This window comes from Pararhizobium sp. DWP1-1-3, from assembly GCF_049896125.1.
In the GTDB taxonomy this organism is placed as follows: Bacteria; Pseudomonadota; Alphaproteobacteria; order Rhizobiales; family Rhizobiaceae; genus Pararhizobium.
Genome location: NZ_JAFCTR010000004.1, coordinates 108,860 through 131,704 on the forward strand (window position 1 = coordinate 108,860; position 22,845 = coordinate 131,704).

The 22,845-nt window shown below is 59.9% G+C and carries 22 protein-coding genes; 16 read left to right on the forward strand and 6 right to left on the reverse strand.

Annotated elements, in window-relative coordinates; translation table 11 throughout:
* Window positions 1–22: 22 nt before the first annotated feature.
* From ACP7BS_RS11595 to ACP7BS_RS11615, 5 genes are all read left to right on the forward strand, one after another.
* A complete protein-coding gene (locus tag ACP7BS_RS11595) occupies window positions 23–1,465 on the forward strand; it encodes a UbiA family prenyltransferase (RefSeq protein ID WP_426238234.1) in 1,443 nt (480 codons plus the stop codon).
* Window positions 1,462–2,784, forward strand: a complete 1,323-nt coding sequence (locus tag ACP7BS_RS11600) for an FAD-binding protein (protein ID WP_426238235.1) — start codon at window positions 1,462–1,464, stop codon at window positions 2,782–2,784. The genes ACP7BS_RS11595 and ACP7BS_RS11600 overlap by 4 nt, the downstream gene beginning before the upstream one ends.
* A 115-nt stretch (window positions 2,785–2,899) precedes the next feature.
* Window positions 2,900–3,340, forward strand: coding sequence for a transporter (locus ACP7BS_RS11605; protein WP_426238236.1), 441 nt, complete (start codon window positions 2,900–2,902; stop codon window positions 3,338–3,340).
* Window positions 3,337–4,347: an NAD-dependent epimerase/dehydratase family protein gene (locus tag ACP7BS_RS11610; protein WP_426238237.1), complete on the forward strand. Its 1,011-nt coding sequence runs from the start codon at window positions 3,337–3,339 to the stop codon at window positions 4,345–4,347. The genes ACP7BS_RS11605 and ACP7BS_RS11610 overlap by 4 nt, the downstream gene beginning before the upstream one ends.
* Before the next feature lie 17 nt (window positions 4,348–4,364).
* Window positions 4,365–5,816 (forward strand): aspartate aminotransferase family protein, encoded by a 1,452-nt coding sequence (locus tag ACP7BS_RS11615; RefSeq protein WP_426238238.1) that lies wholly within the window; start codon window positions 4,365–4,367, stop codon window positions 5,814–5,816.
* 73 nt (window positions 5,817–5,889) lie between these two features.
* Here ACP7BS_RS11615 and ACP7BS_RS11620 read toward each other — a convergent pair whose 3' ends face one another.
* The 3 genes from ACP7BS_RS11620 to ACP7BS_RS11630 form a co-directional block, all read right to left on the reverse strand.
* The gene (locus ACP7BS_RS11620) at window positions 5,890–6,366 is read right to left on the reverse strand and encodes an OmpA family protein (protein ID WP_426238239.1); all 477 of its coding nucleotides are present in this window, start codon (window positions 6,364–6,366) and stop codon (window positions 5,890–5,892) included.
* Window positions 6,367–6,643: 277 nt separating this feature from the next.
* Complete coding sequence (locus tag ACP7BS_RS11625) at window positions 6,644–7,237, reverse strand: YceI family protein (protein WP_426238240.1); 594 nt, start codon at window positions 7,235–7,237, stop codon at window positions 6,644–6,646.
* A 64-nt stretch (window positions 7,238–7,301) separates the two neighbouring features.
* Complete coding sequence (locus ACP7BS_RS11630; protein WP_426238241.1) at window positions 7,302–7,868, reverse strand: cytochrome b; 567 nt, start codon at window positions 7,866–7,868, stop codon at window positions 7,302–7,304.
* A gap of 193 nt (window positions 7,869–8,061) precedes the next feature.
* On the opposite strand from ACP7BS_RS11630, the gene tpiA reads away from it, so the two are divergent.
* The 3 genes from tpiA to ACP7BS_RS11645 all read left to right on the forward strand — a co-directional run bounded on the left by tpiA (window position 8,062) and on the right by ACP7BS_RS11645 (window position 11,361).
* Window positions 8,062–8,832, forward strand: coding sequence for a triose-phosphate isomerase (gene tpiA / locus ACP7BS_RS11635; protein ID WP_426238242.1), 771 nt, complete (start codon window positions 8,062–8,064; stop codon window positions 8,830–8,832).
* 267 nt (window positions 8,833–9,099) lie between these two features.
* Window positions 9,100–9,579, forward strand: a complete 480-nt coding sequence (secG, locus tag ACP7BS_RS11640) for a preprotein translocase subunit SecG (RefSeq protein ID WP_426238243.1) — start codon at window positions 9,100–9,102, stop codon at window positions 9,577–9,579.
* A 153-nt stretch (window positions 9,580–9,732) separates the two neighbouring features.
* Entirely contained in the window at window positions 9,733–11,361 is a 1,629-nt protein-coding gene (locus tag ACP7BS_RS11645; RefSeq protein WP_113318494.1) for a CTP synthase, read from the forward strand.
* An 89-nt stretch (window positions 11,362–11,450) separates the two neighbouring features.
* On the opposite strand, the gene ACP7BS_RS11650 is transcribed toward ACP7BS_RS11645, so the two are convergent.
* A complete protein-coding gene (locus ACP7BS_RS11650) occupies window positions 11,451–12,455 on the reverse strand; it encodes a methyltransferase (RefSeq protein WP_426238244.1) in 1,005 nt (334 codons plus the stop codon).
* Between the two features lie 203 nt (window positions 12,456–12,658).
* Entirely contained in the window at window positions 12,659–13,057 is a 399-nt protein-coding gene (locus ACP7BS_RS11655; protein WP_426230137.1) for a RidA family protein, read from the reverse strand.
* 154 nt (window positions 13,058–13,211) lie between these two features.
* On the opposite strand from ACP7BS_RS11655, the gene ACP7BS_RS11660 reads away from it, so the two are divergent.
* The 3 genes from ACP7BS_RS11660 (at window position 13,212) to ACP7BS_RS11670 (ending at window position 16,854) form a co-directional block, all read left to right on the forward strand.
* Entirely contained in the window at window positions 13,212–13,805 is a 594-nt protein-coding gene (locus tag ACP7BS_RS11660) for a TetR/AcrR family transcriptional regulator (protein WP_426238245.1), read from the forward strand.
* A gap of 666 nt (window positions 13,806–14,471) precedes the next feature.
* Window positions 14,472–16,163 carry a GH32 C-terminal domain-containing protein gene (locus tag ACP7BS_RS11665; RefSeq protein ID WP_426238393.1) on the forward strand — a complete coding sequence of 564 codons (1,692 nt, stop codon included), beginning with the start codon at window positions 14,472–14,474 and terminating at the stop codon, window positions 16,161–16,163.
* A 118-nt stretch (window positions 16,164–16,281) separates the two neighbouring features.
* Entirely contained in the window at window positions 16,282–16,854 is a 573-nt protein-coding gene (locus tag ACP7BS_RS11670) for a transglycosylase SLT domain-containing protein (RefSeq protein ID WP_426238246.1), read from the forward strand.
* A 10-nt stretch (window positions 16,855–16,864) separates the two neighbouring features.
* Here ACP7BS_RS11670 and ACP7BS_RS11675 read toward each other — a convergent pair whose 3' ends face one another.
* The gene (locus tag ACP7BS_RS11675) at window positions 16,865–17,776 is read right to left on the reverse strand and encodes a LysR family transcriptional regulator (RefSeq protein WP_426238247.1); all 912 of its coding nucleotides are present in this window, start codon (window positions 17,774–17,776) and stop codon (window positions 16,865–16,867) included.
* 140 nt (window positions 17,777–17,916) lie between these two features.
* Between ACP7BS_RS11675 and ACP7BS_RS11680 the strand changes: the two genes are divergently transcribed.
* From ACP7BS_RS11680 to eno, 5 genes are all read left to right on the forward strand, one after another.
* Window positions 17,917–18,681, forward strand: a complete 765-nt coding sequence (locus ACP7BS_RS11680) for an SDR family oxidoreductase (RefSeq protein ID WP_426238248.1) — start codon at window positions 17,917–17,919, stop codon at window positions 18,679–18,681.
* A gap of 38 nt (window positions 18,682–18,719) precedes the next feature.
* Complete coding sequence (locus tag ACP7BS_RS11685) at window positions 18,720–19,460, forward strand: SDR family oxidoreductase (protein ID WP_426238249.1); 741 nt, start codon at window positions 18,720–18,722, stop codon at window positions 19,458–19,460.
* A 147-nt stretch (window positions 19,461–19,607) separates the two neighbouring features.
* Entirely contained in the window at window positions 19,608–20,501 is an 894-nt protein-coding gene (locus tag ACP7BS_RS11690) for a VOC family protein (RefSeq protein WP_426238250.1), read from the forward strand.
* Window positions 20,501–21,343 carry a 3-deoxy-8-phosphooctulonate synthase gene (kdsA, locus tag ACP7BS_RS11695; RefSeq protein ID WP_426126350.1) on the forward strand — a complete coding sequence of 281 codons (843 nt, stop codon included), beginning with the start codon at window positions 20,501–20,503 and terminating at the stop codon, window positions 21,341–21,343. The genes ACP7BS_RS11690 and kdsA overlap by 1 nt, the downstream gene beginning before the upstream one ends.
* A 133-nt stretch (window positions 21,344–21,476) precedes the next feature.
* A complete protein-coding gene (eno, locus tag ACP7BS_RS11700) occupies window positions 21,477–22,751 on the forward strand; it encodes a phosphopyruvate hydratase (RefSeq protein WP_113315658.1) in 1,275 nt (424 codons plus the stop codon).
* Window positions 22,752–22,845 lie beyond the last annotated feature (94 nt).

Consider the following 22,845-nt stretch of genomic DNA (forward strand, 5'->3'; position numbering starts at 1 on the left):
GTATATTATCGGGGTTTGATCTATGGATGCTCGGACAGAAACGCGGCATATTCCGCTGTGCGTCGATCTCGATGGCACGTTGCTTGCCGCCGACACGCTTTGGGAGGGCGTGGCGATCATTCTCTTGCGCAATCCGTTGATGGTGTTTGCAGTCCTTGTCTGGATGGCGAAGGGCAAGGCGCGGCTGAAATACGAGGTTGCCGCGCGCTCCGGACGTCAGGCGGCCGACTGGCCCTATCGCGAGGCGGTACTCCAACGCCTGGCGCGCGAACGCGAAACCGGCCGGGAGGTCATTCTGGTCACCGGCGCCGCCGAAAGCGTCGCGCTCGGGGTCGCAGCTCATACCGGCGCTTTTTCCTCCGTCCTGCACAGCACCACGGACATCAACCTCACCAGCCGCCGCAAGCGGGAAAAACTGATCGAACAGTTCGGCGAGGGCGGGTTCGACTATATGGGCAACAGCCGCGATGACGTGCCGGTGTTTGATGCCGCGCGCAAGGCGATTGTCGTGGCACCCGATGCCGCCGCCGAAAAATGGCGGCGGGCCCATGATGCCGAGCGGCTCGATCTCGGCAGCGCCGCACCTTTCGCCGCCCTGAAATCGATCCGGGTGCATCAATGGGCAAAGAATGTGTTGATCGGCGTGCCGATGATCCTCAACCACGACATTCTGCACATGGATGCGGTGGTCAATGTCATCCTGGCGTTCTTCGCCTTCAGTTTTCTTGCCTCGGCCGTTTATGTGATCAACGACCTGTCGGATCTCACCAACGACCGGCGCCACCCCAAGAAGCGCCTCCGGCCGCTGGCCAGTGGCCAGATGTCGGTGCCGATGGGGCTGATGCTGGCGCTGTGCCTGCTCCTTGCCTCGCTGTCGCTGACGGCTGTGCTGCCCTCCGATTTCGCGCTTGTGCTCGGATTCTATGCCTTGGCGACCACCGCCTACACGTTCGTGCTCAAACGCAAGCTGCTGGTCGATGTCTTCACGCTGGCAGGGCTCTACACGGTTCGCATCATCGCCGGCGCAGCCGCGACCGGCACCGAGCTTTCCTTCTGGCTCTTGTCGTTCTCGATCTTCTTTTTCCTCAGCCTGGCGCTGGTCAAGCGTTATGTCGAACTCGACGAATATGACGGCCGTGACGGCAACCAGGTGCCTGGGCGCGGCTATCTGGCCGTCGATTTCGAAATGGTCGGGCAGGCCGGCGTCTCCTCGGCCTTCGCCTCGGCGCTGGTTCTGGCGCTCTATATCCACAGCAAGGAAATGCAGGAGATGTACACGCTGGACTGGGCGCTCTGGCCGCTCTGCCCGCTTGTCCTCTACATGTTGCTGCGCATCTGGATGCTGGCCCGCCGCGGCATGCTGCATGAGGATCCGGTGGTGTTCATCATGCGCGACTGGCGCAGCCTCGTGACCATGGCGATCGGCGCAGGCTTCGTGCTCGCCGGTGCTATGGGAACGCCATGACCACTCGCGAATTCGACAGCTGGGGCCGGATCGATTGCCGCGAGCGCCAGTCCGTATCCCCCGATGCCTATGAGAACCTGCGCGAAAATGCAGCACCCGGTGCGTTCCTGCCCTTCGGCAACGGCCGCTCCTATGGCGATAGCTGCCACAACGACCAGGGCAGGCTGATCGAGAGCCGGGTGCGCACCCGTATCCTTGGTTTCGATCCGGGAACCGGGATCATTTCCTGCGACGCCGGCGTCACGCTTCATTCCATCCTCGAAACGGCGATCCCGCACCGCTTTTTCCTGCCGGTAACGCCGGGAACCGCATCCGTGACCGTTGCCGGTGCTGTCGCCAACGATGTTCACGGCAAGAACCACCACGCGCGCGGGACGTTCGGCAAGCATGTCCTTGGCCTGACATTGCTGCGATCGAGCGGCGACGTGCTGACATGCTCGACCACGGAAAACCGGGAACTGTTCTTTGCCACCATCGCCGGCATGGGCCTGACGGGACTGATCCTGTCGGTTGACTTGCAGCTGATGAAGGTACCATCCGCCCATATCCAGCAGCATGCGATCCGCTTCGACAGCCTCACAGACTATTTCGGCATGGTCGAAACAGTCGACGGCGAGCATGAATATTCCGTCGCGTGGATCGATCAGCTGGCGACCGGCAAGCGGGCGGGCAGGGGCGTTCTTCTGGCCGGCGATCATGCCGATGCGTCCTGCGAATTTCCCGACATGCCGCGTGCGAGAAAATTGTCGGTGCCTTTTGCGCCGCCGTTCAATCTCTTGAACACGGTGACGCTGAAGGCATTCAACGAGCTATATTTCCGCAAGGAAAAGCGCGGCGAAACGGTCAAGACGGTCAAGTGGCCAGGCTATTTCCACCCGCTGGATGCCATCGGCAACTGGAACCGGCTCTATGGTCCCAAGGGCCTCTACCAGCACCAGAGCGTCTATCCCACCGGGAACGCCCCGGAGCTGACGGCACGGCTGCTGGAGACTGCCCGCAAGGCTGGCCACGCGTCTTTCCTCACCGTGCTGAAGAAGTTCGGCGAGCAGACTTCCGGCGGGCTTTTATCCTTCCCGAGGCCCGGTTTTACGCTGACTTTGGATTTCGTCAATCAGGGTGAAGAGACCCTTAAACTTCTCAACCGGCTGGACGCCATGGTTGTCGAGGCCGGTGGCGCCATCAATCCCTACAAGGATGCCCGGATGAGTCCGCAAACCTTTGATTTCTCGTTCCCGCGCTGGCGGCAGCTGGAAGCATTGCGCGATCCGGCCATGGTTTCCAACTTCTGGAAGCGGACGGCCCTTTCTTTGCCGAAATGAGAATGGGCTTTGCCAAAATGAGAATAGGAACAATTTGAATTAAATAAACGCCCGAATTTCACCGAATATACGACTCTTGCGTGTAGGTGTTGCGACGGGAACAGGGAACATCGACATGAAGTATATTGTATTCATTCTCTTCACCGTGATTACCAATGCTGCAGCACAGGTCATGCTAAAACAGGGCATGCTGTCGCTTGGACCGTTGACCTTCACGGCTGATACTTTCATTGCCCGTATTTTCCAGGTGGTTTTCAACCCCTGGGTCTTTGCCGGACTTGCCACCTTCGTCATTTCGATGGTGTCGCATCTCTACGTGCTTTCGAAGGTGGAACTCTCCTTCGCCTATCCATTTCTGAGCCTTGCCTATGTGGCTGTGGCCGTCTTTGCCTATTTCGTCTTCCATGAGGATCTGAACGCCTGGCGCATCGCCGGCATCGGCTTCATCTGCGTCGGCACCATTCTCATTGCCCAGTCTGGCATGTCTTCGCATGAAGACCAGCCATCGCTTGAAGCCGCGGGCGCAAAAACAGTAAAAATCGGGAGCGCATCATGAAACATATCATTTTCGGCGGGGACGGCTTCGTCGGCCGTCATCTCGCAGAACGTCTGGTCCAGGACGGTGAAGAGGTTCTCGTTGCCGACATCGCCAAGTCCGACCTGCCGCATTACGCCCGTGCCCGTTTCGTCCATTGCGACGTCACCAATGCCGACGATGTGATGAAGGTCGAGATCGGCCCGGACGACATGGTCTACAACATGGCGGCCAAGATGCTGTCGCCATTGCAGGTGCGCTCCAAGCGCTGGCAGTTCTTCTGGCCGGTCAATTATTACGGTGCCGAAAACATCATGAAGGCGACGGCAAAGTCCGGCGCCAACCGGATGGTGCAGTTCACCACCGACATGATCTACGGCCACACCATCATGTCGCCACAGACCGAGGCGCATCCGGCAAAGCCGCTCGGTGAGTACGGCAAGTCAAAATGGGCAACCGAGCAGCTCGCGGCCGAATGGCGCAAGCAGGGCATGAACATCTCGATTTTTCGCCCGCGCCTCATTATCGGGCCTGGCCGTCTCGGCATTCTGGAAAAGCTGTTCAAGCTGATCGACGCCAACCTGCCGGTGCCTATGATCGGTTCGGGCAAGAACCCGTACCAGTTCATCTCGGTGTTCGATTGCGCCGAGGCAGCGCGTCTTGCCTGGAAGGGTGGCGTGCCGAACGAGGCCTATAATCTCGGTTCCGACAATCCGCCATCGGTAAAGAAGCTGCTTGGCGACCTGATCGTCCATGCCGGCTCGAAATCGTTCCTGGTGCCGACGCCGGCCTTCGCGGTGAAGGCGACGCTCGCAGCCTTCGACTTCGTCAACATGCCGATCATGGATCCGGAACAGTATCTGATCGCCGACGAGATGTGCATCCGCGAAACCGGCAAGCTGAAGAAGGAGCTGGGCTGGAAGGCTGAGTACAATGACGGCGCCATGCTGATCGCAGCCTACGATGAATACCGCGTCAAAAAGGCCGGCAAGGCTTTCGCACACACAGCCGCCGTACCGGCCGAATGAACCAGGGGATCACGACAATGCTCGACAAAACCCAACACGTCGCCATCGAGGCATCCGCCCTTGCCGGCGCAATCAGGAAGCCGGACCTCATCACCGTCGAACAGGCCAAGGCCATGAGCCTTGCCGACATGACGACCTTCTTCAAGGAGCACCTGAACCCGGGCCAGCTTCATTTCATGAAGCTGCTCGGTTTCAACAAGGTGAAGGTCGAAAGTGCCGAGGGCATGCATTACACCGACCAGAACGGCCGCAAGATTCTCGATTTCTTCGGCGGTTTCGGTTCGCTGGCCTTCGGTCACAACCATCCCCGCATCCTCTCGGCGCGCAAAAAATTCCAGGACGAAAACCGTCACGAGATTGCCATCGCGTTCCTGTCGCAATATGCGGCGGCGCTGGCCAAGAACCTTGCGACGATCGCGCCCGGCGATCTCGACATGGTCTTTCTCGGTTCTTCCGGCTCGGAAGCCATGGAAGCAGCCCTCAAGGTTGCCGAACGTGCGGCTGGCCCAAAACGTCCGCGCATCGTCTATGCCGAAAATTCCTTCCACGGCAAAACCAAGGGCGTGCTGTCGATCACCGACGGCCCGCTCTATCGCGGCGAATTCAAGCTGCTCGACAACAACGTCAAGGTCCCGTTCGGAGATATCGATGCGATCCGCAATGCGTTCGAGCGCGATCCGACCATCGGTGTCCTGGTTCTCGAAACCATCCAGGGCGGCGGCGGCATCGTTCAGGCATCGCCGGAATTCTGGCGCGAAGTGCGCGCGCTCTGCGACAAGCATGGCGTCATCTGGGTTGCCGACGAGGTTCAGTGCGGCATGGGCCGGTCGGGCCGTTTCTTTGCCTTCGAACATGCCGGCGTCGTTCCGGATGTGACGGCGCTGGCGAAATCGCTCGGCGGCGGCAAGTCCGCGATGGCAGCAATGATTGCGAGGCGCGAGGTCTACATGAAGGCCTATGGCACCAAGGCGACGGCGATGATCCACGCCCATGCCACCTTCGGCGGCATCGGCGAGGCATGCATCACCGCGATCGAAGGCCTCAACATCATGTATGACGAGGACCTGATCGAAAACGCTGCGGTTCAGGGCGAATACCTGCTCGAACGGTTGAACGCGCTGAAGGCGAAATATCCGAAGATCATCAAGGATGTTCGCGGCCAGGGGTTGATGGTCGGCCTGGAATTCCAGGATTTCAGCCAGACCCTGCCGATGGTCCTGCGCCCGGTCGTTGCCGTGCTGGACGACAAGCTCAAGGGCTCGCTGTCCGGCTTCATCGGGGCGCTGCTTCTGCGCGACTACGACACGCTGGTTGCCTTCACCGAATACAATCGCAACGTCATCCGGCTCGAGCCGCCGCTTATCTGCGAACGTCAGCATGTCGACCAGTTCGTCGATGCGCTCGATGACCTGCTTGGCCGCGGCATCATCCGCATCGTCAAGGATTTCGTCGGCAGCCAGATCGGCTGATTGCCGCAGAAAAATGAAACAAGGGCGCGGTGCCGATGCACCGCGCCCTTTCTGATTCCGGCTGTCCGGCTGGTTATTGTTTCAGCGTCGAAATCTCGACCCGGCGATTGCGCCCGTCTTCGGGATCCGCTGGGAAGAGCAGGGCGGTTTCGCCAAACGCGCGCAAAACCAGCCGTCTTGGATCGATCTTGTAATGTGCCAGCAGATATTGCGTCGTCGATGCAGCGCGCGCCCGGCTGAGGTCGAGATTCTCGGCGTTGGTGCCGGTCGCATCCGTATGGCCGCCGATCAGGAAGAGATAAGATGCAAGGTCGCTAGATTGCAGCGCCATGCCGACATTGTCGAGAAGGCGCTCTGCCTGCGGTGTCAGCTCGGCCGAGCCGAAATGAAAATTGACCGCGAGATTGACCGTTGCCGCAAGCCTGTCGCCATAGATGTTGACCTTCTCCAGATCCTTGGCGCCGATGATTTTCAAGCCGCGGGTCTTTTCCTTTTGCACCAGCACGGGGTCGAGCGAGCGAACCAGCAAACCTGGCGTCGCCGTGGTCAATACGTCTTGCGCACCCGCTGCGACCGGAAGCAGGCTAAGACTGAAAACCAGAGATTTGAAGAAAGCACACCGCATAGGTTCGCCCCGGATTTCCAGGCCATGTAACAAGTGAAGAATGAGCAATGCTGAGAAGAGTAAGAGTGCATTTTTAGGCCGTCAATTCCCAAACGGGGAGTGACGGTTTCAATATATCATGGCTCTGGATCGGGCCGCCGACATGTTCCCGCCGGAACAGTGTGCAGGTTTGTAAGAATGCGGCATGCGAGAATGGCAAAGGCTAGTGTTTTTGCCCGTTCACCATCATGTCGAACTCAACGATATTCGAGTAGATCGGTATTCCGACCGACATGTCGTAACGGGTGCGGTAGACGCCGCCCTGGATGCGAAAGCCGATGACGCGCCGGTTCCATTTGGTCAGTGTCGCGTCGAAATGTTCGGTCCTGGTCGTGCCCTTGGCCGTCAGATTGCCCTCGATTTCGGCGGTGTTTTCACCGGTTCGAGTGATCTTCGTCGAGCGGAAGACGATTTTCGGATGGTTCGCGGTGTCGAACACGGCGGTGGAGCGCAGAAAATTCTCGATGCGCGGCTCGCCGGTCTGAACGGTTTCCGGATAGAGCGCAAATTCCACCACGGACTTGCCGATGTCGCCGCCGTCCAGCTGGAATGTGCCCGAAAATTTCGTGAACTTGCCGGAAATGCCACCGCCGCCGACCTGGCCGACTTTGAAATTGATCTGCGAGGACCCATCGATATCGTAGCGGCCGGCTGCGTCATCCAGCGTCGGTGCCTTGGCTTCGGACAAAGACGGATGAGCCACGAGACCTGTAAGGCTTATCAATGTGGCGGTGATTGTGGTCAAACGTGCGGACATATCTGCGGTCCTTCCCGATGTCTGGTTTGCGCTTTGTAAGACGCAAGATGCCGCTGGAATATTCCTAGCCGTCCCGCCACCTGTTGCGCAGCATGCGAACAAGCACCGCGTCGTGGCGGATGAAGTGATGGTGGAAGGCAGCCCCTGCATGCATCAGCACAAGCCCTGCCAGGCTATAGGCGAGAACCGCATGGGTCGTTGTCCACAAGGCCTCAGCGACGGCGGATTTCTCCAGCGGCAGATGCGGGATGACGACGAGATTGAAATAGAAGCTCGGAATATCCAGCGTCGAGACTGACGCGAGCGCCCACCCGGTGACCGGCACTGCCAGCGTCAGGCAAAGAAGCAGGATGTGGACGAGAAAGCTCGCACGTCTTTCCGTGACGGAGAGCCCGGCAACAGCCGCCGGATGTTTGCCCGCCAGCCACCAGAGGACCCGGATGATACAAAGTCCAAGGGCCGTGAACCCGAGGGACTTGTGCCATTGGAAGAGGTTGAATTGCAGCGCCGGGTCGATGTCCGGCCGGGTCATGACATAGCCGAGGACCAACAGCCCGGCGATCAGAAGGGCAATCGTCCAGTGAAGGAAAATGGTCACCCATCCGAACGTGTCCGGCCCATTGCGCAGCATCATCGATCTCCGATTGTCAAAAGCTCCGCCGAATCATCGCTCTTTCGCGGGGTGCCCACAAGCCGTCCGGCCATCACGGTTTCGATACCAAGCTCAGGGTAAACCGGCCGCAGCGTGGCGGCCTGCTTTTCTTTGCCCTGCTTATTTGCTAGGGCCTTTGCCGGGAAAAGGACAATACCCTTAAGGAGACGACATGACGCCCGACGTAAAGCCGCTGGTTGCCGGAAACTGGAAGATGAATGGTCTGCGGGCGTCGCTCGATCAGATCAAGGCGATGGCGGAAGGCGTCAAGGGAAACCTGTCGGCAAAGGTCGAAACGCTGATCTGCCCGCCGGCGACGCTGCTTTATGTGGCAACCGCGCTCTGCGACGACAGCCCGCTTTTGATCGGCGGGCAGGATTGCCACGAAAAGGTTTCGGGCGCCCATACCGGTGATATCTCCGCCGAAATGATTGCCGATTGCTTCGGCACCCACGTGATCGTCGGCCATTCCGAACGCCGCACCGATCATAAGGAAACCGACGCTTTGGTGCGTGCCAAGGCCGAAGCTGCCTATGCCGCCGATCTCATCGCCATCATCTGCATCGGCGAGACGGGTGACGAGCGCAAGGCTGGCCAGACGCTGGACGTCTTGAAGCGCCAGCTGGCGGGCTCCATTCCCGATAGCGCCACCGCGGAAAACACCGTCATTGCCTATGAGCCCGTCTGGGCGATCGGCACCGGCCTGACGCCGACGGCAGCCGACGTCGAAGAGGCCCATGTCTTCCAGCGATCCGAGCTCGTTGCACGTTTTGGCCCTGCCGGCGCGCAGATGCGCATCCTTTACGGTGGCTCGGTCAAGCCGGGCAATGCCAGGGAACTGATGGGCATTGCCAATGTCGATGGCGCTTTGATCGGCGGCGCAAGCTTGAAAGCCGGCGACTTCCTCGCCATCTACCGGGCGTATGAAGACTTGACGGCATGATGCCGGCGGACTGGCGATAAGCCGTCCTTTGGGTTTCTGTCCGCCGATCCCTGGTATTAAGTCCATGGTAAGGCGGGCAGGGGCTTTTAATGCGCGGTGGCTTGGTATATGCAGCCGCCAACACTAATCTTTGCCGCGTGGAGCGGACGCTGAAACTTGCGTTGCAATTTCAATGTGTCTCCCATGCCGGACGATCACCCGATTGCGTGTCTGCTCTCTGGCTTTTTCAAGCCGGACGGAACGTGATCTAAGGCAGGACTGGACAAAATGCAGACCGTATTGCTTGTCATCTATCTCATGGTTGTGCTGGCGCTGATCGGCGTCGTGCTCATTCAGCGCTCCGAAGGCGGCGGCCTCGGCATCGGCGGCGGCTCGGGCTTCATGTCCGCCCGCGGCACGGCCAATGCGCTGACCCGCACCACCGCCATCCTTGCAGCTTTGTTCTTCGTGCTGGCGCTCGGCATGGGCATTCTCGCCCGTTACCAGCCGAACGCGACCGACGTTCTCGATCGTATCCCGGGCACGACCAACAACGGCAAGGGCGTGCTTGATTCGCTTGGCGGCGGCGCGACCCCGCCGGCTGGCGAGACGCCTGCCCAGACACAGACGCCTGCCCAGACACCGGCACAGTCCGGCGCCAACACCCAGGCGCCTGCGACCACCACACAGACGCCTGCAACGCAGACGCCTGCGACGACCGAAACAAAGCCGGCGACATCCGGTTCGGAAGTCCCAAGCGGCCAGTAAGGCTCAAAGCAGATATAATCGCCGGCGGAAGCCAGTCTTCCGCCGGTTTTCTTTTGTTTGAATTTTGCCACCCGAACCTTTTGAACGGAAAAATTCTGAAAGATGAATTTTTCGGTGGCGGAATCATTTTTGAAACGGTATCCGGTGAAGCCCATGGCGCGATATGTATTCATCACTGGCGGCGTGGTTTCTTCCCTTGGCAAAGGGATAGCCGCAGCTGCTCTCGGAGCGTTGCTGCAGGCCCGGGGCTACCGGGTGCGGCTTCGCAAACTTGACCCCTATCTCAACGTCGATCCGGGCACCATGAGCCCGACGCAGCACGGCGAAGTGTTCGTGACCGACGATGGCGCGGAGACGGACCTCGATCTCGGTCACTACGAGCGCTTTACCGGCCGCTCGGCGACCAAGACCGACAACATCACCACCGGCCGCATCTACAAGAACATCATCGACAAGGAACGCCGCGGCGATTACCTCGGCGCCACCGTCCAGGTCATTCCGCACGTCACCAACGAGATCAAGAATTTCGTCACCGAAGGCAATGACGATTTCGACTTCGTCATCTGCGAAATCGGCGGCACGGTCGGCGATATCGAGGCGATGCCGTTCATGGAGGCGATCCGCCAGCTGAAGAACGATCTTCCGCGCGGCACCGCGATCTATCTCCACCTGACGCTGATGCCCTATATTGCGGCTGCCGGCGAGCTGAAGACCAAGCCGACCCAGCATTCCGTCAAGGAACTGCAGGCGCTCGGCATTCATCCCGATATCCTGCTGGTGCGTGCCGACCGCGAAATTCCGGAGGCCGAACGCCGCAAGCTGTCGCTGTTCTGCAATGTCCGCCCGTCCGCCGTCATCCAGGCGCTCGATGTGGCCTCGATCTATGACGTGCCGATCGCCTATCACCGCGAAGGCCTCGACAACGAGGTGCTTGCCGCCTTCGGCATCGAGCCGGCACCGGCGCCACGCATCGAAAACTGGCTTGAAGTCGCCAACCGAATCCGCACCCCGGAAGGCGAGGTGACCATCGCCATCGTCGGCAAATATACCGGCCTGAAAGATGCCTACAAGTCGCTGATCGAGGCGCTGTATCACGGCGGCATCGCCAACCGCATCAAGGTCAAGCTCGAGTGGATCGAGTCGGAAGTCTTCGAAAAGGAAGATCCGTCGCCTTATCTCGAAAAGGTCAACGGCATCCTCGTTCCCGGCGGTTTTGGCGAGCGCGGCTCCGAAGGCAAGATCCAGGCGGTGCGCTTTGCCCGCGAGCGCAAGGTGCCCTATTTCGGCATCTGCTTCGGCATGCAGATGGCGGTCGTCGAAGCGGCCCGCAATCTCGCCGGCATCGAAAAGGCCTCGTCGACCGAATTCGGCAAGACCGAAGAGCCGGTCGTCGGCCTGATGACCGAATGGGTCAAGGGCAATGCGCTGGAGAAGCGCGCAGCGTCGGGCGATCTCGGCGGCACCATGCGTCTTGGCGCCTATAAGGCGAGCCTGAAGAAGGGCACCAAGATCGCCGATATCTACGGCTCGACGGAGATTTCCGAGCGTCACCGTCACCGCTATGAGGTCAATGTCGATTACAAGGATCGCCTGGAAGCCTGCGGCCTGGAATTCTCCGGCATGTCACCGGATGGCGTCCTGCCGGAAACCGTCGAGTACCCGGATCACCCGTGGTTCATCGGCGTCCAGTACCACCCGGAACTGAAAAGCCGCCCGCTCGACCCGCACCCGCTGTTCGCCAGCTTCATCGAAGCAGCCGTCGAGCAGAGCCGTCTGGTCTGACGAGATGCGGCGTTAGCCGCTGACTCTCCATGAGTTGAGGATACCTAAACCGCTCGCAACAAGCCGTTGCGGGCGGTTTTTGTTTGTAGCTATGGTTTTCTTGCGGAGATCAACTGGCTTCCCGATGGCATCGCATCGAATGCAATGTCGACGAAGCCCGCCTCCGACAGCCAGTCGCGGTATTCGCGTCGCGTATACGACGCGCCTTCCGGGTACAGGTTCATGAAGGTCAAGTCGTAGAAGACGGCCTCCGACGGCGACACACGGTCATCGTTGAGAATGCCGACACCGCTGATCAATATTCTTCCTGCTGAATTCAGACTGGCATAGGTGTTGCGAATGGTTTTGGCTGCGTCCTCGCGCGACAGCACCTGGATTACCGCCTTCAGAATGGCAAGGTCGTGGGTGGTGCTCGACGGTGCCTCCACGATGCTGCCGGCCTCGAATCGCACTCCATTGGCCAATGGCTCGTCTGCCAGGAGTGTCTTTGCAAGCATGATGCTCGCCGGCAGTTCGAGCAGGGTCACCTGAAGGTCCGGCTTGGTCTCGCGCAGTCCGATGAGGGAATGGCCTGGCCCGCCACCGATGTCGATGGCGGAGTGCACACCTTCGAAGTCGATCATGTCCGCCAGCCGGCGTCCGAAGGACAATGCACTCGGCGCCGTTCCGCGGAAGAATGCCAGCGATGCCTCGGGATCGGACGTGGCGAAATCATGTTTCGCGGCGGGTCGTTCCTCGCGAATGGATGTGGCGGTCAGCAGGTCGGCGCGCCAGAGTTCATCGAGAAGCTGGTGCTCCTCGCCGATATAGCCGGGTTTTCCCTGGACAAGATAAGTCGCCGCCTCCGGACCATTGCAAAAACCGGTGTCACAGCTTTCCAGCAGACCTGCCGAAACCAGCGCGTAAAGCAATCGTTCGAGGCGGCGCGGATCGACATTCAGAGTACGGGCCACTTCAGCGCCCGTGAGAGTAGCGTCGCCAAGTGCGGTAAACACGCCGAGTATCACGCCGGCATGCATGGCGAATGCCGGAGCGATGGACGCCTGAAGCGATTGAATGAGAGTGGGTTCCGGAATCGCACTCTCCGACGCCATCGCAAGTACCCTCGACCGAAGAAAACTCTGACAACTTTATTGGTAGGCAATGGCTCTGTCGAGCGGTTGTTCGGTGGATGGCGAGCATTTGTAGCTGCGAAAATCGCCCGCAAAAGTCAAACTTCTGCGGGCGATTTGCGACAGACACGTCCTGATTACAATCAATTGCTGTTTGGCGCGACAGCTAGGTTGCCGCGAAAAAATCACGCGTCGGTTGGAATACGCGCGATAACCTTGATCTCGAAATCGAAGCCGGCGAGCCAATTGACACCGATTGCGGTCCAGTTCGGGTACGGCGGCTGGCTGAAAACCTGTTGCTTGACGGTCATGATGGTTGGGAACTGGTTTTCGGGGTCTGTGTGGAACGACGTCACATCCACGATATCGTCGAACGTGCAGCCGGCCGCGCCCAGCGTGGCCTCAAGGTTTTCGAAGGCCAGCCGGACCTGCTGTTCAAAATCGGGTTCCGGTGTTCCATCGGCACGGCTGCCGACCTGGCCGGACACGAATAGGAGGTCGCCGGATCGAATGGCAGCCGAATAGCCGTGCGCCTCGTAGAGAGCATGTCTGTTCGGGGGGAAGATTGCTTGGCGCTGGGTCATTTTCATCTCTCGCAATTGTCGGGGGCCGTATCCGGTGAGCGGAGCTTTATGCTTCACAGGTCACGTCATTTGGTATACGGTTCGTATATGAAATAGCAGCATGCATCCCGCATGTCAATTTAATATACGAACCGTATATGAATTTGAGGATACGATGGTGAACCGGCGCGTCGAGATGATGGAAGAAAACCGCGTCAAGCTGATTGCGGCCGCACGCAGGGCCTTTGCCGAAAAGGGATATTCGGCCGCGTCAATGGACGATTTGACCGCTGAAGTCGGTCTGACACGGGGTGCCCTCTATCACAATTTCGGGGATAAACGCGGGCTTCTGGCGGCGGTTGTCGATCAGATCGATTCTGAAATGGCGTCGCGCGCGCAACAGATCGGGGCAGGGGCGGGAGACGATTGGCAGTGCCTGCTGGCCGAAGGCGTGGCCTATATCGAGATGGCGCTTGATCCTGAAGTGCAACGCATCGTTTTGCGCGACGGACCTGCAGTGTTGGGTGATCCATCGCAATGGCCGAGCCAAAGCAGTTGTCTGCAGGCGACCAGGCGAACGGTCGAGCGCTTGATTTCACAAGGAATTCTCAAACCGGTCGATGCCGAAGCCGCCGCCCGCCTCCTCAGTGGCGCAGCGCTCAATGCTGCTCTCTGGATCGCTGCCAGTGACGATCCGCAGGATGTCCTGCCGAAGGCTGTTGAGGCATTCCGGTCCCTGGCCACTGGCCTTCTGGTGAGGCTCGGATAAACGGCGCTCGCTTACTCCAATTCCAAAAATAACACCCCACCTCAAAAAAAATCATCCCCGCAAATCCCCGCCCAAAAAAACCGTGCCATGATCATGGCGTTCTGTCACGGATGCACCGCAAGACGTTTGCGGCGAGGCAGGGCTGGCGCTCCACGCAAAGCCTCGTGGTCTCCGATGAGGAGGCTGCGAACGTCAGGCGGACCGGAAGGAGAGCCCCCGGAAAATGGATTCCCCCTGTCCTTCTGGGGCGGGTGTGCCTGTGTGGCACGCATGCCGGGTCGAGAAGCGTGACGTACCGGAGCCGTGAGCTTAACGCCGGAACCGGAACCCTATGTCGCGGCGATCGCCCCGGGTCAGAGAATCCGCAGTCGGGGTCTGTAGGGAGGAAAGCTCCCGAGAGAACGCCAAACGGGGCGCTGGAAGGCGTCAAATATATTTACTCATTAGAGGCGGTTTCCAGTGCCCCGTCCGATTGAGTGCATGTTTTCAAAACCACGGCGAACACCGCGCGGGGATGTTTTTTGCCGTCTTGCGCGTCGGATCGTCGTCTTTACATCCGGCGATCAGGCACTAGGTCGCAAGGATGGCTTTGAGAAAGGCGCGCATCGTTTCCTCGTTCGGAAGGCGGCTCTGCGCTGAAGGAGGAACGCGAGATTGACGGACGTTATGACCACGGAAACACTTAAAGTCTTGCAGGCAGACGTCCCGCTCAGCGCGACGCTGCATGTCTGGCTGAAGGCATTGACGCCGGATGCGCCGGGGACGATGGCGTTTGTGCTCGGCGGTGACAAGATTGGCGAGGTCTCCGTCAGCAATGCCGAGGAATATGTCTTCCGCACCTTCGTCGCCACCAGCGGCGGCGCGCTCTCCTGCGTCTATGATACGGCGACCACAGCAGTCTCCGTCGCCTATTTCTTCAACGCGGCCGAGGTGGTGGAAAAGGGCATTACCGTGATGCATACCAGCGCCGCCAATGCGCCCGCGCCCGTGCCGCACGGCTATCATTTCCGCCCGCCCTTCGGCTGGATGAACGATCCCAACGGCTTTGGCCGGTTCGCCGGCCGTCCGCATCTGTTCTATCAGCACTATTCCCATGGCCTTCGCTGGAACACCATGCACTGGGGCCATGCGGTGTCCGAAGATTACATCCACTGGCATCACATGCCGATCTTCCTGTTTCCCTCCGAAGACCTGACGGCCCGGCCGGACCGGCGGGGCGGGGCCTTTTCCGGTTCGGCGATCCCGATCGGCGACGAGGGCGGTATCCGCGTCTTCTTCACCGAACAGGTGATCGATCGCACACCTGAAACCCAGGTGCAGCTGACCGCTACCTCGCACAACATCATCACTGCCAGCCAGGCCGAGATCATTCTTGCAAACCGCCCGGTGGGTCTCGGCCTGACGCTCGACTTTCGCGACCCCTATGTGGTCAAAGGCCCCGACGGGCTGTGGAAAATGGTGCTCGGCAGCCTCAGCCAGCAGGGTGGCGTTATTCTTCTCTATGAAACCGACGATCCGACGGCCGCCGATGGCTGGCGCTTCGTCGGCACGTTGCTTCTGGAGGAACGGTTCGGCACAGCTGTCATCGAATGCCCGTGCCTGTTGCCGCTCGACGGTCCCGCGGAGGACCCCGATACCCATTGGGCGCTGATCTACGGGCTGATGAACAGCACCCATGCCGATACCGGCCGCAAGAACCTGACATTGATCGCGGTCGGCCATTTCGACGGGGTCCGCTTCCGGACGGTTTTTGAGCAGGAGCTTGATTTCGGCACCGACAATTATGCCTTTCAGGCCTTTGTCGATGAGGGTTTGCCGGTCGGCATCGGCTGGCTCGCCAATTGGGCGGATGTTTCCCACACGATCGATTTTCCAACTGCGATGACACTGCCGCGCAACCTGCGTCTTGCCGATGGCGCCATCCTGACGCCGCCGGTCGCAGCCGTCGAGAGCCTGCGCCATGATCTGATCGACGAGACGAGACTGGCCAGCGGCGAAACGGTCGGACTGGAAACGGGCGCGGTCGAAATCCTGCTGGAACTGTCGTGGCCCGGCGCATCCTTCATGCTGCATTTCGATCATCCGGATGTCGATCTGGCCCTTCAGCTCGATGCGGAAGGATTGTCGATCCTCTACACGCTGCCGGGCGTGATGACCGAGCCACGCTACATCGCGCGCGGCGCCCACCCCCTCAGCCTGCGGATTTTCCTTGATGCCGGCTCGATCGAGGTGTTTGCCGATCACGGCCGCTGGGCGGGGACAAAGCGCATCGAAGGCTTCGAGCCGGTTCGTGCGGTGCGGCTTGAGGCGGCGGAGGGTTACGTAACGTCAGGCCGGATTTACGCGCTCAAACTTTAGGGTTTTTGCCGCCAGGGATCATTTGAAAAACCGGGAAAAAGCCGTGCCGATTTGTCTAAAAACGTCTCTTTAACGTTTACCGGTTAGTAATCTCTCTGAAAGTGAGAGATCTCAAGCGATGCGTATTGCGTTTATCGTCGCCCTTCTGCTGCTGGCCGGCTGTGCGAGTGCACCCCGGGATACCCGCAACGCCTGCGCGATTTTCGAGCAGCGTGACGGCTGGTTCAACAATTGGCAGCGCGCTGCAAACCACGCCGAGCGCCAATATGGCGTTCCCGTGCATATCCTGATGGCGACGATCTACACCGAATCCGGTTTCCGCCCGAATGCCCGGCCGCCGCGCACCAAACTGTTCGGCTTCATCCCCTGGAAACGGCAATCGACCGCCTACGGTTTCTCGCAGGCGCTGAACGGCACATGGTCGGAATACAAACAATCGACCGGCAACCTGATGGCACGGCGGACGAAATTCTCCGACGCCATCCACTTCGTCGCCTGGTACCACAACAAGAACAGCAGAAAGAACGGCATCGCCCGCAACGATGCCTACAATCTCTATCTGGCGTATTACCTTGGCGACGCCGGCTTTAGAAAAGGCGCCTGGCGCGGTAATGCGCAACTGCAGAAAGCCGCCCAGCGCTCGGCAAACATCGCCAATGCCTATGCCAAGCAGTTGCGCTCGTGCAACTGATGCCGATCCCTCAGCTTGAAAATGCTGGATCCCAATAGGGTGGGCTGCCGAATGCGGCCCGCAGATGATCGGCAAGCGCCCGCAGCTTTACCGACGGCCGCCGCCCGTCCGGATGGGCGACGTGGATATATTCAAGCTCCGGCTGCACGCCGATATCGACCGTCTCTAGCTCCCCCGCTGCAACCTCTGCCCCCACAATGAACATCGGAATGAGCGCGATGCCGAGGCCGGCGATCGCGGCGTCGCGCAACATGTCGCCATTGTTGAGGCCAAGGCCCATCTTGCCACGCACGATGACGGCCCCGCCGACGCTGGGAAAACGCCAGTCGGCAACGCCGCGGTTGGTGTAGAAGATGCCCCGATGCTGCTCGAGTTCCTCGATGGATGCCGGCCTGCCGTTGTCCCTAAGATATGCGGGCGAGGCGACCAGCACGCGCCGGCTTGGCGCCAGCCGCCAAGCCATCAGCCGCGAGTCGGCGATCGGGCCGTTGCGCACCACGGCATCGTACCCGTCTGCCGCCGCATCGACACGCCGGTCGTCGAGATCGAGCGTCAATTGCAGGTCGGGATGGTCAGCCAGAAAGGGATAGAGCGCCGGGCCGAGATGCATGCGGCCGAACGTGACCGGTGCGGAAATGCGTAAAGGGCCGGAGATCGTGCCGCGCCGTTCGGCCATGTCCGATGCCGCCGCCTCGATCTCCTGGACAATGCGGTTGGCGCGCTCAAGAAAAGCGGTCCCATCTTCCGTCAAAGTGAGCTTGCGGGTGGTGCGATGAAGCAGGCCGGCACCAAGGCTGCGCTCCAATTCGGCAAGCCGCTCGCTGACGACGGATTTCGACAATCGAAGCCGCCGCGCCGCCTCGCTGATCGAGCCGCTTTCGGCAACGGCGACAAAACTGGCAATACCATCGAGCTTCATCATCGTTCGGGTTTTCCGGATACGAGTTCCTTGATTTGCAGACTAATCAGAACGTTTGAATAAAGCCATATTCGCCTCAAGCAAACGGCATGAAGAGATGGCCACACGGCCTCTCAACCGCTCTGCCAAAAGAGGAAAAGATCATGGAACGCCTATCCAACAAAGTCGCAATCGTCACCGGTGCCAGCGCCGGTATCGGCCGCGCCACGGCAAAACTGTTCGCTGCTGAAGGGGCAAAGCTCGTCGTTGGCGCCCGCCGCCAGAGCGAGCTTGACGCGCTGGTTGCCGAGATCCAGGCTTCGGGCGGCGACGCCGTCGCGCTTGCCGGTGACGTCCGCTCGGAAGATTATGCCAGGGCGCTCGTCGCCCTTGCCGTCGAAACATACGGCCGCCTCGATGTCGCTTTCAACAATGCCGGAACGCTTGGCGAGGCCGGTCCCTCCACAGGTGTCTCCGAGCAGGGCTGGAACGATGCGATCGCCATCAATCTCACCGGATCGTTCCTCGGCGCCAAGCACCAGATCGCCGAAATGGTCAAGCATGGCGCAGGCTCGGTAATCTTCACCTCGACCTTTGTCGGCTATAGCTTCGCCTTCCCGGGTGTTGCGGCCTACGCTGCCTCGAAAGCTGGCCTGATCGGCCTGACCCAGGCACTCGCCGCTGAATTCGGTCCGCAGGGCGTGCGCGTCAATGCCATCCTGCCCGGCGCTGTCGATACCGACATGTATCGCGAGATGAACAACACTGCGGAATCGCAGTCCTTCATCACCAACCTGCATGCCTTGAAACGGGTTGCTTCGCCCGAAGAGCTCGCCCGCTCGGTGCTTTATCTCGCATCCGATGATTCCGCTTTCGTCACCGGTACGGCTTCGCTTGTCGACGGCGGCGCCTCGATTACCCGCACCTGAACCCGATCGGCCGAACGGCAAACAGAAGGAATTTCACCATGTCACGCTTGCAGAACAAGACAGCGCTGATCACCGGCGGTACCAGCGGCATCGGCCTTGAAACGGCCCGCCAGTTCATCGCCGAGGGCGCCAGCGTCGCGGTCACCGGCACCAATCCGGCGACCATCGAAAAGGCCCGTGCCGTCCTTGGCGACAAGGCTCTCTTCATTCAGGCCAATGCGGGCGACGTTGCCGGACAAAAGGCCGTCGTCGAGGCAGTGAAGTCCGCCTTTGGCCATCTCGACATCCTGTTCGTCAATGCGGGTGCAGCCGATTTCAGGCCGATCGAAGCGTTCGACGAGGAGGCCTTCGATCGCTCCGTCGCGATCAATGTCAAAGGCCCGTTCTTCCTGATCCAGGCGCTCTTGCCGATTCTGGCCAATCCGGCCTCGATCGTGCTCAACACGTCGATCAATGCCCATATCGGCATGCCGAACACCAGCGTCTACGCGCTGACCAAGGCTGCCTTGCTATCTTTTGCCAAAACCCTGTCCGGTGAACTGATCGGTCGCGGCATTCGCGTCAACGCTATCAGTCCCGGTCCGGTTGCAACGCCGCTCTACGGCAAGCTCGGCATGTCGGCCGCCGATACCGACGCCATGGCGGCAGCGAAGATCCCGGCCGGACGATTTGGCAATCCCTCCGAAATCGCCAAGGCCGTGGTATTCCTCGCTTCCGATGAGGCGGCCTATACGGTTGGCAGCGAATTGATCATCGACGGAGGCATGAGCAACCTCTGACCGATCCAGCCAAAGGCCCGGCACCCAGCGCCGGCCTTTGGCATTTGACAATTGCCGCCGTCCATTTTCCCCGCCGGTCCAAATTTTCTTGAAAATGCCGTATAAAACGGGCAAAGCACCTGCCAACGCTGAGCCTCAAGGAATTTCATGACCGTTGCTCCTCGCACGTCCCGCCAGCTTGACCATCTGGTCCTGCCGGTCGGTGAACTCGCAACTGCCCGCAACCGGCTGCAGCAGCTGGGTTTTACCGTCGCTGCAGATGCCCGCCACCCCTTCGGAACTGAAAACGCCTGCGTGTTCTTTTCCGATAAGACCTATCTCGAGCCCATCGGCATCGCCCAGCGTGAGGAATGCGAAGCGGCGGCGCTCGCCGGCAATGTTTTCATTGCGCGCGATCAGGCCTACCGGTTCCGGCGTGGACAGGACGGCTTTTCGGCTTTCGTCTTAAGCACGGACGATGCAGTTGCCGACCATGCCCGTTTTCGGGAAAAAGGCATTTCGGCCGGCGACATGCTCGAGTTTTCGCGGCCGATGAAATTGCCCGATGGCTCCGAGGCTGTCGGCAGTTTTCGCCTGTCGTTTGCCGCCGATCTGCGTTCGCCGGATTTCTTCTTTTTCAGCTGTCAGCGCGTCATGCCGCTGCCATCTGACCGCGCCGCGCTGGAAACCCATGCCAATGGTGTAACGGGCTTGGCCGAGGTGGTACTGTCGGAACCGAACCCGACCGATTTCCAGTATATCCTGCAGGAGGTGGTCGATGAGCGCGAAGTCTCGGCGCATTCCTTCGGCATGGATATCGAGACACGCAACGGCGTAAAGATTTCCGTCCTCAATCAGGCCGGCATGTCCGGATTTTTCGACATGAAGACCACCGGCCATTCGCGCGGCCTGCGCGGTCGGGCCGTCGTCTTCAAGGTCGCCGATCTGGCTGTGACCGAACATCTTCTTAATGCCAACGCGGTGCCCTTCATCAGAAAAGACAATCGCCTGCTCGTTGCGGAAGCGCCGGGGCAGGGTGTCATCTTCGCATTCGGAGAATAATCATGCAGACCAATGCAAATGTCGTTGCCGGCAGCGGCGCCAGTCAGGTGGTATTTTCCAATACCCAGAAACTGTCACTGATCGCCGGTCCCTGTCAGATGGAAAGCCGTGATCACGCCTTCATGATCGCCGGCACGATGGTTGAGCTCTGCAAGTCGCTCGGCCTTGGCTATGTCTACAAATCCTCTTTCGACAAGGCCAACCGCACGTCGATTTCCGGCAAGCGCGGCATCGGCCTGGAAAAGGCGATGGAAATCTTTGCCGATCTGAAGAAGGAATTCGGTTTTCCGGTCATCACCGACATCCACACGGAAGAACAGTGTGCACTGGTGGCGCCGACCGTCGATATTCTGCAGATCCCGGCCTTCCTCTCGCGCCAGACAGATCTTCTGGTTGCTGCTGCCAAGACCGGCCGTGTCATCAACGTCAAGAAGGGCCAGTTCCTGGCTCCCTGGGACATGAAGAACGTGCTCGCTAAGTTCACCGAAAGCGGCAATCCGAACGTGCTGCTTTGCGAACGCGGTGCGTCCTTCGGCTACAACACACTGGTTTCCGACATGCGTTCGCTGCCGATCATGGCAAGCCTTGGCGCGCCGGTGATCTTTGACGCCACCCATTCCGTGCAGCAGCCGGGCGGGCAGGGTGCTTCGTCGGGTGGCCAGCGCGAATTCGTCGAGACTTTGGCACGTGCAGCCGTTGCCGTCGGTGTCGCAGGTGTGTTCATCGAGACCCATGAGGATCCCGACAATTCCCCTTCCGATGGTCCGAACATGGTTTACCTGAAGGACATGCCGCGCCTCCTGGAGACGCTGCTGGCATTCGACGCCGTGGCAAAACGCTGATAGCGGGCTTTGTGAATTTTTCTTGAAGGCCGGGCGCTGGCTGCGATTGCTCAGGCCCCGCCATTGTAATTTCCGGTCCATGAATTATGACAGGGCCATCCTCCACCACCATGTTTGAAGCAGGGAAGAGATCATGACTGCAATCATCGACATCATCGGCCGCGAAATTCTCGACAGCCGGGGCAACCCGACCGTCGAAGTCGACGTCCATCTCGAAGACGGCAGCTTTGGCCGCGCCGCAGTTCCCTCGGGCGCTTCCACCGGCGCCCATGAAGCCGTCGAACTGCGTGACGGCGGCAAGCGTTATCATGGCAAGGGTGTCGAAAAGGCAGTCGAAGCCGTCAACGGCGAGATCTTTGAGGCCATCGGCGGCATGGATGCCGAAGACCAGCTCCACATCGACGCAACGATGATCGAACTGGACGGCACGGCCAACAAGTCGCGTCTCGGCGCCAACGCCATCCTCGGCGTGTCGCTCGCCGTGGCCAAGGCCGCTGCGGAAGCCTCCAACCTGCCGCTGTTCCGCTACGTCGGTGGCCCGAACGCCCGCCTGCTGCCGGTTCCGATGATGAACATCATCAACGGCGGCGCCCATGCCGACAACCCGATCGACTTCCAGGAGTTCATGATCCTTCCGGTCGGCGCCGATAGCCTGCGTGACGCCGTTCGCATGGGCGCGGAAGTCTTCCATGTTCTCAAGAAGGAACTGTCGGCCAAGGGCCACAACACCAATGTCGGCGACGAAGGCGGCTTTGCCCCGGGCCTGAACAGTGCGTCGGAAGCCCTCGACTTCATCATGAAGTCGATCGAAAAGGCTGGCTACAAACCGGGCGAAGACATGTTCCTCGGCCTCGATTGCGCCTCGACCGAATTCTTCAAGGACGGCAAGTACGTCATGGAAGGCGAGGGCCGCACACTCGAGCCGGGCGCCATGGCCGAATACCTGGCGGAGCTTGCCGCCAAGTACCCGATCGCTTCGATCGAAGACGGCATGGCTGAAGACGATTGGGAAGGCTGGAAGACGCTGACCGATCTCGCCGGCAAAAAGTGCCAGCTGGTCGGCGACGATCTGTTCGTCACCAACTCCTCGCGCCTGCGCGATGGTATCAAGATGGGCGTTGCCAACTCGATCCTCGTTAAGGTCAACCAGATCGGTTCGCTGTCGGAAACACTTGATGCCGTCGAGACCGCGCACAAGGCCGGCTACACCGCCGTCATGTCGCACCGCTCTGGCGAAACCGAGGATTCGACCATCGCCGATCTCGCCGTTGCCACCAATTGCGGACAGATCAAGACCGGCTCGCTGTCGCGCTCCGATCGGCTTGCCAAGTACAACCAGCTGATCCGCATCGAGGAACAGCTCGGTCCGCAGGCGAAATATGCCGGCCGCTCGATCCTGCGCGGCTGATACGCAAACGCCTTGAAATGATGAAACCTGCGTCTGGAAACGGACGCGGGTTTTTTGTTGCCGGTCTTATGGTCAACGGTCGGTTAATCAATGG

Coding starts and splice junctions, on each gene's coding strand:
- ACP7BS_RS11595 (WP_426238234.1), top strand. CDS start 23: ATGGATGCTCGGACAGAAACGCGGCATATTCCGCTGTGCGTCGATCTC.
- ACP7BS_RS11600 (WP_426238235.1), top strand. CDS start 1,462: ATGACCACTCGCGAATTCGACAGCTGGGGCCGGATCGATTGCCGCGAG.
- ACP7BS_RS11605 (WP_426238236.1), top strand. CDS start 2,900: ATGAAGTATATTGTATTCATTCTCTTCACCGTGATTACCAATGCTGCA.
- ACP7BS_RS11610 (WP_426238237.1), top strand. CDS start 3,337: ATGAAACATATCATTTTCGGCGGGGACGGCTTCGTCGGCCGTCATCTC.
- ACP7BS_RS11615 (WP_426238238.1), top strand. CDS start 4,365: ATGCTCGACAAAACCCAACACGTCGCCATCGAGGCATCCGCCCTTGCC.
- ACP7BS_RS11625 (WP_426238240.1), bottom strand. CDS start 7,237: ATGTCCGCACGTTTGACCACAATCACCGCCACATTGATAAGCCTTACA.
- ACP7BS_RS11630 (WP_426238241.1), bottom strand. CDS start 7,868: ATGCTGCGCAATGGGCCGGACACGTTCGGATGGGTGACCATTTTCCTT.
- tpiA (WP_426238242.1), top strand. CDS start 8,062: ATGACGCCCGACGTAAAGCCGCTGGTTGCCGGAAACTGGAAGATGAAT.
- secG (WP_426238243.1), top strand. CDS start 9,100: ATGCAGACCGTATTGCTTGTCATCTATCTCATGGTTGTGCTGGCGCTG.
- ACP7BS_RS11645 (WP_113318494.1), top strand. CDS start 9,733: ATGGCGCGATATGTATTCATCACTGGCGGCGTGGTTTCTTCCCTTGGC.
- ACP7BS_RS11650 (WP_426238244.1), bottom strand. CDS start 12,455: ATGGCGTCGGAGAGTGCGATTCCGGAACCCACTCTCATTCAATCGCTT.
- ACP7BS_RS11655 (WP_426230137.1), bottom strand. CDS start 13,057: ATGACCCAGCGCCAAGCAATCTTCCCCCCGAACAGACATGCTCTCTAC.
- ACP7BS_RS11660 (WP_426238245.1), top strand. CDS start 13,212: ATGGTGAACCGGCGCGTCGAGATGATGGAAGAAAACCGCGTCAAGCTG.
- ACP7BS_RS11665 (WP_426238393.1), top strand. CDS start 14,472: ATGACCACGGAAACACTTAAAGTCTTGCAGGCAGACGTCCCGCTCAGC.
- ACP7BS_RS11670 (WP_426238246.1), top strand. CDS start 16,282: ATGCGTATTGCGTTTATCGTCGCCCTTCTGCTGCTGGCCGGCTGTGCG.
- ACP7BS_RS11675 (WP_426238247.1), bottom strand. CDS start 17,776: ATGATGAAGCTCGATGGTATTGCCAGTTTTGTCGCCGTTGCCGAAAGC.
- ACP7BS_RS11680 (WP_426238248.1), top strand. CDS start 17,917: ATGGAACGCCTATCCAACAAAGTCGCAATCGTCACCGGTGCCAGCGCC.
- ACP7BS_RS11685 (WP_426238249.1), top strand. CDS start 18,720: ATGTCACGCTTGCAGAACAAGACAGCGCTGATCACCGGCGGTACCAGC.
- ACP7BS_RS11690 (WP_426238250.1), top strand. CDS start 19,608: ATGACCGTTGCTCCTCGCACGTCCCGCCAGCTTGACCATCTGGTCCTG.
- eno (WP_113315658.1), top strand. CDS start 21,477: ATGACTGCAATCATCGACATCATCGGCCGCGAAATTCTCGACAGCCGG.